Origin of the sequence: Bacillus sp. J33, from assembly GCF_000518885.1 — a bacterium.
Taxonomy (GTDB): Bacteria; Bacillota; Bacilli; order Bacillales; family Cytobacillaceae; genus Cytobacillus.
Genome location: NZ_JAEL01000124.1, coordinates 1 through 14,263, shown reverse-complemented (window position 1 = coordinate 14,263; position 14,263 = coordinate 1). Strand labels below are relative to the sequence as shown.

Sequence of the window (14,263 nt, the reverse complement as noted above, 5' to 3'; positions counted from 1 at the left end):
ATAGTGACCGTGGATTTCAATACACCTCTAAAGGGTTCAAACGTAAAATAGATGCGGCGGAGATGACACATAGCATGTCACGAGTGGGTCGGTGTATTGATAATGGGCCAATGGAGTCTTTTTTTGGGACACTAAAATGTGAGAAGTATTATTTACATAAATATAAGACATTTGAGGAACTTACTACTGCGATGGATGAGTACATACATTTTTATAATCATGAAAGATACCAAAAAAGATTAAACGGCCTTAGCCCTATGGAATATAGAGCTAAAGCCGCTTAAANCATTTTTATTATTTCCACTGTCTACTTGACAGGGGGCAGTTCAAATGGATTGGGGTTTTTTAATCGCTTCCGGCTATCGTGTTCTGGCTGGCGCTATGACAATATGGCGATGCGGATCATTGCCATCAGAATACGTTTTTATTCTTTTATTGTTAACGAGTGCAGTATGGATGACTTTCCTTTCATAAGAAGGCATCGGTTCCAATGCAATTTCTTTTCCCGTCTTCAAAGCTTTTTGAGCAAGTCTTTCAGCCAGTTGAATCAGTGTTTCCTGGCGTCTCTTCCGATAATCCTCCGCATCCAGAACTAGATTCAGGTACTGATCGGAATAGCGGTTAATGACAAGCTGAGTTAAATATTGGAGTGAATTGAGTGTCTGTCCTCTTTTTCCTATTAGAAGGGCAATTTTTTCACCAGATAGGATAAATTGAACATTTTTTCCGTCCTTCAATGCTTCAATTTCGATGGACACACCCATTTTCTCACTGACATCCTTGAGAAACTTTTCTGCTTCTTCAATTGGATCCATCTTCTTAACAGCTTTCACCACCGCAGGACGGGAACCAAAAATCCCGAAAACGCCTTTTTTACCTTCATCAACGATTGTGATTTCTGCGCGGTCTTCAGTTGTATTTAATTGAGCTAAAGCTGACTCTACTGCTTCCTTGACGGTTTGTCCTGTAGCAGTTACTTGTTTCACTTTTTGGCTCCTCCTGCATTTCCGGCCGCTGCAGCTTTCAGGTCCGGACCTTTAATAAAATAAGTTTGAATAATCATAAAGATATTACCAACTACCCAGTAAAGAGAAAGAGCAGCAGGGAAATTTATAGCAAAAATGACAATCATGATCGGCATTAGATAAAGCATCATCTTCATTTGTGCAGCCATTTGGCCTGTATGCTGTGTTCCCGCCATCATCATTTTTTGCTGAATGAATGTTGTAACACCTGCAATCAATGGCAATAAGTAAATTGGATCCGGAGAACCAAGGTCAAACCATAGGAAGTTATGATTTGCAATTTCGCGAGTACGTGTTATCGCATGGTAGAAGCCAATCAGAATTGGCATTTGGATCACTAATGGAAAACATCCTGCAAGCGGATTAACGCCGTGCTTTTGAAATAAAGCCATCGTCTCCTGCTGCAGTTTTTGCTGTGTTTTCTGGTCTTTTGAACTGTATTTTTCACGCAGCTTCTGCATTTCTGGCTGTATCGCCTGCATTGCTTTTGAACTTTTCGTTTGCTTGATCATTAATGGCAAAATAACAAGCCTAATAATGATTGTAACAATAATAATTGATAGACCATAGCTGCCGCCTGCAAATTCTGCTACTTTAATGATAAACAGCGAGAGCGGATATACAATATACTCGTTCCAAAAGCCTTCGCTTTCAGACGTAATCGGCTGGTTGATTTCTGTACAGCCTGACAAAAGCGCCATAACGAACACCAAACCGATTAATAGGAATATTCGTTTCTTCAACCGTTTTTTCCTCCTTATTGCTCCTGATAAATTAAATATATTACATTTGCCTGGCCTCCAACAAATAGGGACAAGCTCATATGTATTTTATTTTATCATCTTTTATTGTGAAGCGCCTTAAAATATAAAGATCGATAAAACTATTGGTTTCTAGTATTTCCAAGTCGCGGTTTATTCAAAACCCGCGATATCTTTAAAACATGAACCAGACTTTTTTTCACCTCATGGAATCCCATATCCGCTACGGGTTTCCTTGCGATCACAATCAAATCATACTGTGGCTTTATTTCTTCCTCCAGCTCTAAAAAAGCCTGGCGGATATATCTTTTAATCTGGTTCCTCATTACAGCATTGCCAATTTTTTTGCTGACCGAAAGGCCTATGCGAAAATGATCCTGTTCTTCTTTTCTTAATATATAAACAACAAATTGACGGTTGGCGAATGACTTACCCTTCTGAAAGGCCTCTTGAAATTCTTTATTCTTTTTTACCCGAAATTCTTTTTTCAACGCCATCACCTACTTTAAGCAAACATTTGGACATAGAGATAACCTCTAGCGGCCGGCTGCATATCATTTAACCCGCTTTAACTGGCAGTAAAACCCTAACTTGGAAGTTTCACTTTATCTATACATGGAAAAAAAGACCACTGACTTTTCAGTGGCCTAAGCAGATAATACTTTTCTTCCTTTGCGGCGGCGGCGAGCAAGGACGTTACGTCCATTCGGAGTGCTCATGCGGCTGCGGAAACCGTGAACTTTGCTTCTCTTACGCTTGTTTGGTTGATAAGTTCTTTTCATATATGACACCTCCCTGAGGAATTGCTGTTAAAGACAGTCTTTCTAATTATATAGATGAAACTAGAAAATTGTCAACTATGCATCGTTATTCTCTATGCCTGAAATGGCAAACAGTTACTGATCAGCCAGGCTCATTTTCCGCCTGCACTATTTCTCTATTAAGCAGATTAAATTGAACCCACTCAGAAAGTTTACCTTCTTTTTGAGTGGATGTCACCCTAAAATTCATTTTTTCCACGTTTTTCTCCTTTATCCTTCCAAAAAACTACTCTGTGGATAATTTTTCGACACCGTTTTTATTATCCACATCACATATTGACAAGTTTTTCACAAAAACAAGGGCTGTGGACAATTATTATGCACAAGCATAAACGGTTGTGGATAAAGGTTTAAAAAGCATTGCAACACTTAGGAATATCTGTTATCATTATTGTGTTTTCACACTTGATAAATCATAACACACATCATCATTATCCACAGATTGTGGATAACATGTGGACAGGTTATCCAAGGGGTTTGTAAAAGTTTGTCCACAGACAGTGGATACTGTCGAAATTCCACTTTACTTCCTTATTATATAATTTTCCACATAAACAGTTTCGTATATTTATAAACTCGGGGGTTGTACAGGGTGTATAACCTATAGTTTTTGTTGCGCGAAACTAATGGCAAAGGAGGGATATCTATTGGAAAACATTGCGGATCTTTGGAATAACACTCTCGCCAATATCGAAAAGAAAATCAGCAAACCCAGCTTTGATACATGGCTTAAATCCACTAAAGCACATGCTCTTCAAGGTGATACTTTAGTGATTAAGGCTCCGAATGAATTTGCCCGTGATTGGCTTGAAGAACGTTATTCCCAACTGATCTCCGGAATTCTTTATGATATTACTGGTGAAGAATTAGGAGTAAAATTCATTATTCCGCAAAATCAGAGTGAAGAGGAAGTTGATCTTCCGCTTCCTCCGAAAAAGAAAAAGGCAGAAGACGAGCAGCCTGAATTGCCTTTAACGATGCTTAATCCTAAATATACTTTTGATACGTTTGTTATTGGATCAGGAAACCGCTTTGCACATGCAGCTTCACTTGCTGTAGCCGAAGCGCCGGCAAAAGCGTATAATCCTTTATTTATTTATGGGGGAGTTGGACTGGGAAAGACTCACCTCATGCACGCAATCGGCCATTATGTATTGGATCATAATCCATCCGCTAAAGTGGTTTACTTATCCTCTGAAAAGTTTACTAATGAGTTTATTAACTCGATCAGAGATAACAAAGCGGGAGATTTCCGCAATAAATATCGAAATGTGGATGTTCTTCTTATCGATGATATTCAGTTTTTAGCTGGAAAAGAACAAACCCAGGAAGAATTTTTCCATACGTTTAATACATTGCATGAAGAAAGCAAGCAAATCATTATTTCAAGCGACCGTCCGCCAAAAGAAATCCCGACACTTGAAGACCGCCTTCGGTCCAGATTTGAATGGGGACTAATCACTGATATAACTCCGCCTGACTTGGAAACACGTATTGCGATTTTGCGCAAAAAAGCAAAAGCAGAAGGACTCGATATTCCAAATGAGGTCATGCTGTATATAGCCAATCAAATTGATTCAAATATACGTGAACTAGAGGGTGCCCTTATTCGTGTAGTGGCATATTCCTCTTTAATAAATAAAGATATTAATGCTGATCTTGCAGCAGAAGCTTTAAAGGACATCATCCCCAGCTCAAAGCCAAAAGTGATCACAATCCATGAAATACAAAGAGTGGTAGGAGAGCACTTCAATGTGAAGCTTGAGGATTTTAAAGCTAAGAAGAGAACAAAATCAGTTGCATTCCCCCGCCAAATTGCCATGTACCTATCAAGGGAATTAACAGACTTTTCACTTCCTAAAATCGGGGAGGAATTTGGTGGAAGGGACCATACAACTGTCATTCATGCCCATGAAAAAATTTCAAAGCTTCTTCAATCAGATTCCCAATTTGAGAAGCAGATTAAAGAAATAAATGAAATGCTCAAGGTTTAACTGTGCATAACTCGACCGAACTTACACACAGTCTGTCCACATGTGGATAGGCTGTGTTTCCTTTCGAAAAACACAGTTATCCACATGTTAACAGGCCCTACTAGTACTTCTATTATTTTTTTAAAAAAATATATATATTCATTAGGCCATTAAAATATGCTTGGAGGATTTAAAAAAATGAGATTCATAATCCAAAGGGATCGTTTAGTTCAAAGTGTCCAGGATGTTATGAAAGCTGTAACCAGCAGAACAACCATTCCAATCTTAACAGGGATTAAAATCGTCGCTTCAGAAGAAGGTGTAACATTAACAGGCAGCGATTCTGATATTTCAATTGAATCATTCATCCCCAAAGAGGATGATGGTAACGAAATTGTTGAAATTAGACAGCCTGGAGCAATCGTGCTGCAAGCGAGATTCTTTAGCGAGATTGTAAAGAAACTTCCTACTGACAGTGTTGAAATACATGTTGAAAACCATCTGCAGACTGTGATCCGATCTGGAAAATCCGAATTTAATTTAAATGGGCTGGATGCTGAGGAATATCCTCACTTGCCGCAAATTGAAGAAGAAAATGTTTTTAAAATCCCAACGGATCTCCTAAAGGCAATGATCCGCCAGACTGTTTTCGCAGTGTCCACCTCAGAAACACGCCCTATCTTGACAGGTGTAAACTGGAGAATGGAAAATGGTACGTTAACCTGTATTGCAACAGATAGCCATAGGCTTGCATTAAGGAAAGCTCAAATCGAAACAAATGCCAGCGAAAATTATAATGTTGTTATCCCTGGAAAGAGCTTAAGCGAATTAAGCAAAATTCTTGATGACAATAATGATTTAATCGATATTGTCATCACAGAGAATCAAGTATTATTTAAAGCAGAACATTTGCTGTTCTTCTCAAGATTGCTTGAAGGCAATTACCCGGATACATCAAGACTAATTCCAACGGACAGCAAAACAGATGTAGTAGTGAACACAAAAGAATTTTTGCAGGCAATCGACCGGGCTTCATTATTGGCTAAAGAAGGAAGGAATAACGTTGTAAAGCTATCCACTATTGAAGGCGGATTTGTTGAAATCTCATCCAATACCCCGGAAATCGGAAAAGTAGTGGAAGAAGTCCAAAGTAAATCGGTTGAAGGTGAAGAATTAAAGATATCCTTTAGTGCCAAATTTATGATGGATGCATTAAAAGCCCTGGAAGGGACAGAAATTGCTATAAGCTTCACTGGAGCTATGAGGCCGTTCATCATTAAACCTTTAAATGATGATTCCATCTTGCAGCTGATCCTGCCAGTAAGAACGTATTAATAAAGATGATGAGAGCTGCCGGCGATTGCTGGCGGCTTACTTTTTTACAGGCAGACTCTAGCTTATCTGCAAAAGAGCCGTATGAATATCCCTAAATCGCCAGGGAATAATGTATAGTAAAAGCTATTGCGGTTTTCTTTGTGTATCTGCGAATTATTTAGTAAAATAGAATATTAGATACCATTCTAGAAATTGTCGTGCTTGGTGCATGATAAAAGGTTTTCCGCATAGCGCATAAGTCTGACAATGGGAAAGAGTGAATAATATGACGGAAATTCAAATTGATACGGAATATATTACATTGGGGCAATTCCTGAAAGCAGCTGATGTAATTCAAACTGGCGGAATGGCAAAATGGTTTTTAAGTGAATACGAAGTCTTTGTCAATGGTGAACAGGACCAAAGACGGGGAAGAAAGCTAAGAACAGGGGATAAAGTAGAAATTCCATCTGTTGGTGAATTTACTATTGTTTAGATAACTGTTTTTAGCGCGATAACCTAAAAGGATGTAGCGTCTATGTATATAGAGCAATTGCTTTTGAAGAATTACCGGAATTACGAAGAACTAGAAGTTAATTTCGAGAATAAAGTGAACGTTATTTTGGGAGAAAATGCCCAGGGGAAAACAAATGTTATGGAGTCTATTTATGTCCTGGCTATGGCTAAGTCACATAGAACGTCCAATGACAAAGATCTTATTCGCTGGGATCAAGATTATGCTAAAATAGAAGGAAGGGTCCAAAAAAGCAATGGATCCCTGCCTATGCAATTAGTAATAAGCAAGAAAGGCAAAAAAGCAAAATGCAATCATATTGAGCAGCAAAGATTAAGCCAGTATGTCGGCAATATGAATGTTGTTATGTTCGCGCCTGAAGACCTCCACCTTGTAAAAGGGAGCCCTCAAGTAAGGCGTCGTTTTATTGATATGGAGATTGGGCAGGTTTCACCTGTCTATTTGCATGATATCAGCCAATATCAAAAAGTTCTCCAGCAGCGCAATCATTACTTAAAGATGCTGCAGATCAAAAAGCAGACTGACCATACCATGCTTGACATTTTAACAGAGCAATTCATAAATATGGCTGCAAAAATTGTTTCCAAGAGATATGAATTTCTCAAGCTGCTTCAAAATTGGGCTCAGCCGATTCATGAAGGGATTTCAAGAGGGCTGGAGACATTGAAAATTGAGTACAAGCCTTCGGCAGATGTATCAGAAGAACAAGATTTGTCGAAAATGGTTAAAGTATATCAAGAAAAATTTGAGAAAGTGAAAAATAGGGAAATTGACCGTGGAGTCACCATGTTTGGCCCACATCGGGATGACCTTATTTTTCATGTGAACGGACGGGATGTGCAAACATTCGGCTCCCAGGGCCAGCAAAGGACGACAGCTCTATCCGTTAAGCTCGCCGAAATTGAACTGATCCATTCTGAAATTGGGGAATATCCCATTCTTCTTCTTGATGATGTCCTCTCAGAACTGGATGATTACCGCCAATCCCACTTATTGAATACCATTCAAGGGAAGGTACAAACATTTGTCACAACGACAAGCGTTGACGGAATAGACCACCAGACACTAAAAGAGGCAGCAGCCTTCAGTGTTGAAGCAGGAAGAATCAATAAGATTCAGTGAGGTGATCTCATGTACATCCATGTAGGTGAAGATGTGTTAGTCCGAGCAAGGGATATTGTAGCGATAATTGATAAGGGAAGCGCTACATCTTCTGAATACGCTAAAGAGTGTTTGGAACGGCAGGATAATTCAGTTATTAACCTCGCAAAAGGATCTTATAAGTCCGTGGTAGTGACAACTGAAAAAATCTATTTCTCCCCGCTGGCTTCCGGTACGTTAAAAAAACGATCGCATAGATTAAGTGTCCAGGAATTTTAACGATTTGAAGTATTAAAATCCGATATTGGCTGAAGCAGAAATCAACAGGCAGGATTAATGAAAATTACAGTTTGGTGCATCTCAAAGTATAGCCAAGCTTTTTTATAGATTAGTGAAATTGGAATGCAAATGGAAAGTGTAGGTGACCGATGTGGCAATGGAGCAAAAGGCAGTGCAGGAACAATCCTATGATGAGAATCAGATACAGGTTCTGGAAGGTCTGGAAGCGGTTCGAAAGCGTCCAGGGATGTATATTGGTTCAACGAGTGCCAAAGGACTTCACCATCTTGTTTGGGAAATAGTCGATAATAGTATTGATGAAGCACTAGCTGGATACTGTTCAGAAATCAATGTCATTATCGAAAAGGATAATAGTATTACGGTAATTGACAATGGCCGTGGTATACCGGTCGGAATCCATGAAAAAATGGGCCGTCCGGCAGTTGAAGTTATTATGACCGTCCTTCATGCCGGAGGAAAATTCGGAGGCGGAGGCTATAAAGTTTCCGGAGGTTTGCACGGTGTTGGTGCTTCGGTAGTTAATGCCCTTTCAACTGAGTTAGAGGTATTCGTCTATCGCGACGGTAAAAAATATTATCAAAAATTTGAGCGGGGAGTTCCAAGTGCTGACCTGGAAGTGATCGGGGAAGCTGACCATACAGGAACAACAATCCATTTTAAGCCGGATGGTGAAATTTTCACTGAAACGCTTGAATATGATTATGAAACTCTTGCAAATCGTATCCGTGAACTCGCTTTCTTGAACAGAGGGTTAAAAATTACGATTCAGGACAAACGTGAAGAAAATAAGAAAAATGAATATTTGTATGAGGGCGGAATTAAATCGTACGTTGAGCATTTGAATAGAACGAAAGAAGTTCTTCATGATGATCCTATCTATATCGAGGGCGAACGCGAAGGGATTACTGTAGAAGTTTCCATTCAGTATAATGATGGATTCACAAGCAATATATACTCTTTTGCAAACAATATTCATACGTATGAAGGCGGTACCCATGAGTCCGGCTTCAAAACAGCATTAACAAGAGTCATTAATGACTACGCCCGGAAAAATGGGGTCTTCAAAGAAAGTGATGCGAATCTTTCAGGAGAGGACGTCCGTGAAGGTTTAACGGCAATCGTTTCTGTAAAGCATCCTGATCCCCAATTTGAAGGACAAACAAAAACGAAGCTTGGAAATTCGGAAGTGCGTGCTGCAACCGATACAATTTTCTCTGAAGCACTCGAAAAATTCATGCTGGAAAACCCGACAGTAGCAAGAAAGATCGTTGAAAAGGGTCTAATGGCAGCAAGAGCAAGATTAGCTGCAAAAAAGGCCCGGGAACTTACGAGAAGAAAGAGTGCCCTTGAAGTTTCCAGCCTGCCGGGCAAACTAGCAGACTGTTCTTCCAAAGATCCTTCTATAAGTGAACTGTATGTGGTAGAGGGTGACTCTGCAGGCGGTTCTGCCAAGCAGGGACGTGACCGCCATTTCCAGGCGATCCTGCCGCTAAGAGGTAAGATCCTGAACGTAGAAAAGGCCCGACTGGATAAAATACTTTCCAACAATGAAGTCCGTGCAATCATTACGGCAATCGGAACAGGCATTGGCGAAGATTTTGACATTTCCAAAGCCCGTTACCATAAGATTGTCATTATGACTGATGCGGATGTGGATGGAGCACATATCCGAACATTGCTTTTAACATTCTTCTATCGTTATATGAGACAGATTATTGAAGCCGGCTACATTTACATTGCACAGCCGCCGCTTTACAAAATCCAGCAGGGAAAACGCATTGAATATGCTTATAATGAGCGTGAGCTGGAAAAAACACTTGCTGAACTTCCGAGCCAGCCTAAGCCTGGCATCCAGCGCTATAAGGGTCTAGGGGAAATGAATCCTGGCCAGCTTTGGGAAACCACAATGGATCCGGAAACGAGAACACTTCTCCAAGTGAACCTTGAAGACGCCATCGAAGCAGACGAAACATTTGAAATCCTTATGGGTGATAAGGTAGAGCCGCGCCGTAATTTCATCGAAGAAAATGCAGTCTATGTAAAGAATCTGGATATTTAATTGTAAAAGGGAACTTCTGGAGCCGAATTTTCAAAGCAGGGGCACCGGGACTGGTGCCTCCGCTTTATTTCAGGATAGGGTCTCTCTATCCTGCTTTTGCATAATAGACCCATTTTTCTATTTTTAGTTTATGCCCACTCTACCGGGATTTATTTATAAAAATTTCAGCAACTGCAGAAGCTTAGCCTTTAAGCGATTTCTGCAGATTAAACTTAGCTAGAGCTAAATGAAAAGTAACGAGAGGATGCATTGCATCCTAAGTTTCTTTAAAGGAGGTTCCTTTAATTGGCCGATACACCTAATTCTCAAGTAAAAGAAATTAATATTAGCCAGGAAATGCGTTCGTCATTTCTGGATTATGCTATGAGTGTAATTGTTTCGCGTGCTCTTCCGGATGTACGGGATGGATTAAAGCCCGTTCATAGAAGAATTTTATATGCAATGCATGACTTGGGAATGCATTCTGATAAACCATTTAAAAAATCAGCCCGTATTGTTGGTGAAGTTATTGGTAAATACCATCCGCATGGAGATTCTGCGGTGTATGATACTATGGTACGTATGGCCCAGGACTTTAACTACCGCTATATGCTCGTTGAAGGCCACGGAAACTTCGGTTCTGTGGATGGGGATGCTGCAGCTGCCATGCGTTACACTGAGGCACGGATGTCCAAAATCTCAATGGAGCTTTTGCGTGATATCAATAAAGACACCATTGATTACCAGGATAACTATGATGGTGCAGAAAAGGAACCAATTGTACTTCCATCACGCTTCCCGAATCTTCTGGTAAATGGAACATCCGGTATTGCTGTAGGTATGGCTACCAATATACCTCCTCACCAGCTGGGCGAAGTGATTGATGGAGTTCTGGCCATTAGCCAAGAGCCTGATTTATCAGTACAAGAGCTCATGGAAATTATTCCAGGACCGGATTTCCCGACTGCCGGATTAATTCTAGGGCGAAGCGGAATCCGCAAAGCTTATGAAACGGGACGAGGCTCTATCACATTAAGGGCCAAAGTGGAAATTGAGCAGAAATCTAACGGAAAAGAAGTTATTATTGTAAATGAAATTCCTTACCAGGTTAATAAAGCAAAGCTGATCGAAAAAATTGCAGAACTTGTGCGCGATAAGAGAATTGATGGCATTACGGATCTGCGTGATGAATCAGACCGAAATGGCATGCGCATTGTCATTGAAGTCCGCAAAGATGCCAATGCCAATGTCCTGCTGAACAACCTTTATAAGCAAACAGCTTTACAGACGAGCTTTGGAATTAATCTGCTTGCACTTGTAGATGGCCAGCCTAAGGTGCTTAATTTAAAACAGTGCCTGCAGCATTACCTGGATCACCAAAAGGTGGTCATTCGCCGCCGCACAGAGTTTGAGTTGAAAAAAGCAGAAGCCCGTGCACATATTTTAGAAGGGCTGAGGATTGCCCTTGATCATCTCGATGAGGTAATCAATCTTATCAGAAGTTCCCAAACAACGGAGATTGCACGAGAAGGCTTAATGACCAAATTCAATCTATCAGAAAAACAGGCCCAAGCTATTCTTGATATGCGTTTACAGCGTCTGACTGGTTTGGAGCGTGAAAAGATTGAAGATGAATATTCAAATCTTGTAGCTCTTATTGCAGAATTAAAAGCTATTTTGGCTGATGAAGAAAAATTATTGGATATCATTCGCGAAGAACTGAATGAAATTAAAGAGCGATTTAACGATAAACGCCGTACGGAAATTGTCTCCGGCGGCATCGAACAAATTGAAGACGAAGATTTAATTCCACGTGAGAATATTGTCCTTACTTTAACTCACAAAGGGTATATTAAGCGTCTTCCAGTATCGACATATCGTGCCCAAAAACGAGGCGGCCGCGGAATTCAGGGAATGGGTACCAATGAGGATGACTTTGTTGAACACCTTATCACCACCTCTACGCATGATACGATTCTTTTCTTTACAAATAAAGGAAAAGTGTATCGCGCTAAAGGCTATGAAATTCCTGAATTCAGCCGTACTGCAAAAGGAATTCCAATCATTAATCTTCTTGGAGTTGATAAAGATGAGTGGGTTAATGCCATTATACCGGTTGAGGAATTTGCCGATGACTGGTTCCTGTTCTTTACAACTAAACAAGGCATATCGAAACGTTCGCCTTTGTCATCCTTTGCCAATATACGAAATAATGGATTAATTGCATTAAATCTCCGAGAAGATGATGAACTGATCTCTGTCCGCTTAACTGACGGCAATAAGGAGATTATCATTGGTACAAGCCACGGAATGCTGATCCGATTCCCGGAAGACGATGTCCGTTCAATGGGCAGAACTGCCACGGGGGTAAAAGGAATCAGTTTAAGCGATGGTGATGAAGTGGTTGGAATGGAAGTGCTGGAAGAAGGCACCCAAATCCTTATTGTCACGAAAAATGGCTACGGAAAACGTACTCCTGCAGAGGAATACCGTGTGCAGGGCAGAGGCGGAAAAGGAATCAAGACTTGCAATATTACAGATAAGAATGGAAGCCTTGTTTCCATGAAAGCTGTAACTGGTGAGGAAGACGTTATGCTTATTACAACAGGCGGAGTCTTGATCCGGATGGCTGTCAGCGATATTTCGACAATGGGCAGAAACACGCAAGGTGTACGATTAATTCGTTTAAATGAAGATGCTGAAGAAGCAGTATCAACAGTAGCGAAGGTTGAAAAAGAAGAAGAAAAAGATGAAGAAGAATTAACAAAACCCCTTGAAGACGCAAAATCCCTTTCTGAAGAAGAAGTCAATGGGGATAACGAGGAGTAATTTTTCAGGAACACATTATTTTGTGTTCCTTTTTTTTGTCCAAATAATATAAAATAGTATAAAAGACTCATTTATTTGGAGTGTGGAAAAAGGTGCGTGTACATATTCAGGAACTGCAAGAGGGCTGTATTTTATCAGAGGATATCTTCAGCATGACCAATCGGGCGATCATCAGCCGAAAGACTGTACTTACCAAAGATCTGCTTAAGGTTCTAAAAGTATTTCTTATTGAAGAGGCTGTTGTTGAAAAAACAATGATTAATGGAATGCCTTTTGTCCCGGCTGAAATCATTGGGGATGCAAAGAGCGCCCCTGAAACGAAAGTAAATGAATCCAGCTTTTTAGACACTTTTTTAATAGGTGTGCAAAATTATAAAAGGGAATTTCTTGCCTGGCAGTCAGGGCTGCCGATAGAGATAGCAAAAATAAGAAACATCATAATACCGCTTATCGATAAGATGGAGAGAAATCCCTCTGAAATCTTCACTTTGCATCATCTGTCCACTAATGAAGATTATTTATATCAGCATGCGGTGGCAGTCGGAATTATAAGTGCATTTATCGGAAAAAAATTAAATCTTAATAAAGGGGAAATCGTTCAATTAGCACTTGGGGGCTGCTTAGCTGATGCGGGGATGGCAAAAATCAATCCAGGTATCCTGCAAAAAAACACCTCATTAAGTTCCGAAGAATTTGAAGAAATTAAAAAGCACTCCACCCATAGCTTTAAAATGATTCAGAATATCTCACTTTTAAGAGAGAGCACAAAGATTGGGATATTAAAGCATCATGAACGCCTTGATGGAAGCGGCTATCCATTTGGTGAACAAAGCAATAAAATCAACCAAACAGGAAAAATAATCGCCGTAGCAGATGCATTTCATGCTATGACTTCTCAAAGGCTTTACCGGAGAAAACAATCTCCATATAAAGTTTTGGAGATGCTTCTCCACGATAGCTTCGGGAAATATGATATTCAATCCATCCAGGCATTAGGATCTGGAATCATGACCTTTTCCATTGGCAGCCGTGTTAAACTTTCAGACGGGCAAATTGCCGAAATTCTATTTGTGGAGGATAAATCTCCAACAAGACCTTTAGTTAAAATTGAAGGGACACAAGAAATTATCTATCTTGAAAAGAATCGTCAGCTATTCATTAATGAAGTTTTAAAATGACCGTTGAATCCGGTCATTTCTTTTCTGTTTTGTATTAAATATAGTGGAGTATAATTTCTTTTGAAAAAAACACTTGCAATTAACGTACTCGGCTGATATACTAATTCAAGTCAGCAAGAGATGAACAAAATTGTTAGATACGATTTCAAAAAAACTTGTTGACATTAAATATCAGAAATGATATATTAATAAAGTCGCTTCGAGCGGCAGATTGATCTTTGAAAACTGAACGAACAAAAACGTCAACGTTAATTCTTTAGTCTTTTTTGAAAAGACAACTTATGAGCTTAATCAACTCTTATATGGAGAGTTTGATCCTGGCTCAGGACGAACGCTGGCGGCGTGCCTAATACATGCAAGTCGAGCGGACGGATGGGAGCTTGCTCCC

13 protein-coding genes and 1 rRNA gene are annotated in these 14,263 nt (G+C 40.0%); 10 read left to right on the top strand and 4 right to left on the bottom strand.

Translation table 11 applies throughout. The features are described from left to right. The coding region (locus tag L634_RS0125555) for an IS3 family transposase (RefSeq protein ID WP_026584878.1) at nt 1-284 on the top strand (284 nt) is incomplete at its 5' end. Between the two features lie 75 nt (nt 285-359). On the opposite strand, the gene jag is transcribed toward L634_RS0125555, so the two are convergent. From jag to rpmH, 4 genes are all read right to left on the bottom strand, one after another. After that, a complete protein-coding gene (gene jag / locus L634_RS0125550; protein WP_026584877.1) occupies nt 360-986 on the bottom strand; it encodes an RNA-binding cell elongation regulator Jag/EloR in 627 nt (208 codons plus the stop codon). Further along, a complete protein-coding gene (spoIIIJ, locus tag L634_RS0125545; protein WP_026584876.1) occupies nt 983-1,768 on the bottom strand; it encodes a YidC family membrane integrase SpoIIIJ in 786 nt (261 codons plus the stop codon). Before spoIIIJ ends, jag begins: the two co-directional genes overlap by 4 nt. 140 nt (nt 1,769-1,908) lie before the next feature. After that, nucleotides 1,909-2,277, bottom strand: a complete 369-nt coding sequence (rnpA, locus tag L634_RS0125540) for a ribonuclease P protein component (RefSeq protein WP_026584875.1) — start codon at nt 2,275-2,277, stop codon at nt 1,909-1,911. 156 nt (nt 2,278-2,433) lie between these two features. Further along, the gene (rpmH, locus tag L634_RS0125535; RefSeq protein WP_026584874.1) at nt 2,434-2,568 is read right to left on the bottom strand and encodes a 50S ribosomal protein L34; all 135 of its coding nucleotides are present in this window, start codon (nt 2,566-2,568) and stop codon (nt 2,434-2,436) included. A gap of 686 nt (nt 2,569-3,254) precedes the next feature. Here rpmH and dnaA point away from each other — a divergent pair. The 9 genes from dnaA to L634_RS0125485 form a co-directional block, all read left to right on the top strand. Continuing rightward, the gene (dnaA, locus tag L634_RS0125525) at nt 3,255-4,601 is read left to right on the top strand and encodes a chromosomal replication initiator protein DnaA (protein ID WP_026584873.1); all 1,347 of its coding nucleotides are present in this window, start codon (nt 3,255-3,257) and stop codon (nt 4,599-4,601) included. 177 nt (nt 4,602-4,778) lie between these two features. Continuing rightward, nucleotides 4,779-5,915, top strand: a complete 1,137-nt coding sequence (gene dnaN / locus L634_RS0125520; protein ID WP_026584872.1) for a DNA polymerase III subunit beta — start codon at nt 4,779-4,781, stop codon at nt 5,913-5,915. A 265-nt stretch (nt 5,916-6,180) separates the two neighbouring features. Next, nucleotides 6,181-6,390, top strand: coding sequence for a S4 domain-containing protein YaaA (gene yaaA / locus L634_RS0125515; protein ID WP_026584871.1), 210 nt, complete (start codon nt 6,181-6,183; stop codon nt 6,388-6,390). Nucleotides 6,391-6,432: 42 nt separating this feature from the next. Continuing rightward, nucleotides 6,433-7,551 (top strand): DNA replication/repair protein RecF, encoded by a 1,119-nt coding sequence (gene recF, locus L634_RS0125510; protein WP_026584870.1) that lies wholly within the window; start codon nt 6,433-6,435, stop codon nt 7,549-7,551. Nucleotides 7,552-7,560: 9 nt separating this feature from the next. Beyond that, the gene (gene remB / locus L634_RS0125505; protein ID WP_026584869.1) at nt 7,561-7,809 is read left to right on the top strand and encodes an extracellular matrix regulator RemB; all 249 of its coding nucleotides are present in this window, start codon (nt 7,561-7,563) and stop codon (nt 7,807-7,809) included. A gap of 157 nt (nt 7,810-7,966) precedes the next feature. Further along, nucleotides 7,967-9,889 (top strand): DNA topoisomerase (ATP-hydrolyzing) subunit B, encoded by a 1,923-nt coding sequence (gene gyrB / locus L634_RS0125500; RefSeq protein ID WP_026584868.1) that lies wholly within the window; start codon nt 7,967-7,969, stop codon nt 9,887-9,889. Between the two features lie 336 nt (nt 9,890-10,225). Continuing rightward, nucleotides 10,226-12,697, top strand: a complete 2,472-nt coding sequence (gene gyrA / locus L634_RS0125495; RefSeq protein ID WP_232233844.1) for a DNA gyrase subunit A — start codon at nt 10,226-10,228, stop codon at nt 12,695-12,697. 92 nt (nt 12,698-12,789) lie between these two features. Next, nucleotides 12,790-13,875 carry an HD-GYP domain-containing protein gene (locus tag L634_RS0125490; RefSeq protein ID WP_026584866.1) on the top strand — a complete coding sequence of 362 codons (1,086 nt, stop codon included), beginning with the start codon at nt 12,790-12,792 and terminating at the stop codon, nt 13,873-13,875. 299 nt (nt 13,876-14,174) lie between these two features. Beyond that, nucleotides 14,175-14,263: ribosomal RNA gene (locus tag L634_RS0125485) — 16S ribosomal RNA — on the top strand; the annotation flags it as partial.

What these genes read in the sequence shown, in the direction of transcription:
- rpmH (WP_026584874.1), bottom strand. Translation starts at nt 2,568, where the DNA reads ATGAAAAGAACTTATCAACCAAACAAGCGTAAGAGAAGCAAAGTTCAC.
- dnaN (WP_026584872.1), top strand. Translation starts at nt 4,779, where the DNA reads ATGAGATTCATAATCCAAAGGGATCGTTTAGTTCAAAGTGTCCAGGAT.
- gyrB (WP_026584868.1), top strand. Translation starts at nt 7,967, where the DNA reads ATGGAGCAAAAGGCAGTGCAGGAACAATCCTATGATGAGAATCAGATA.
- recF (WP_026584870.1), top strand. Translation starts at nt 6,433, where the DNA reads ATGTATATAGAGCAATTGCTTTTGAAGAATTACCGGAATTACGAAGAA.
- gyrA (WP_232233844.1), top strand. Translation starts at nt 10,226, where the DNA reads ATGCGTTCGTCATTTCTGGATTATGCTATGAGTGTAATTGTTTCGCGT.
- yaaA (WP_026584871.1), top strand. Translation starts at nt 6,181, where the DNA reads ATGACGGAAATTCAAATTGATACGGAATATATTACATTGGGGCAATTC.
- remB (WP_026584869.1), top strand. Translation starts at nt 7,561, where the DNA reads ATGTACATCCATGTAGGTGAAGATGTGTTAGTCCGAGCAAGGGATATT.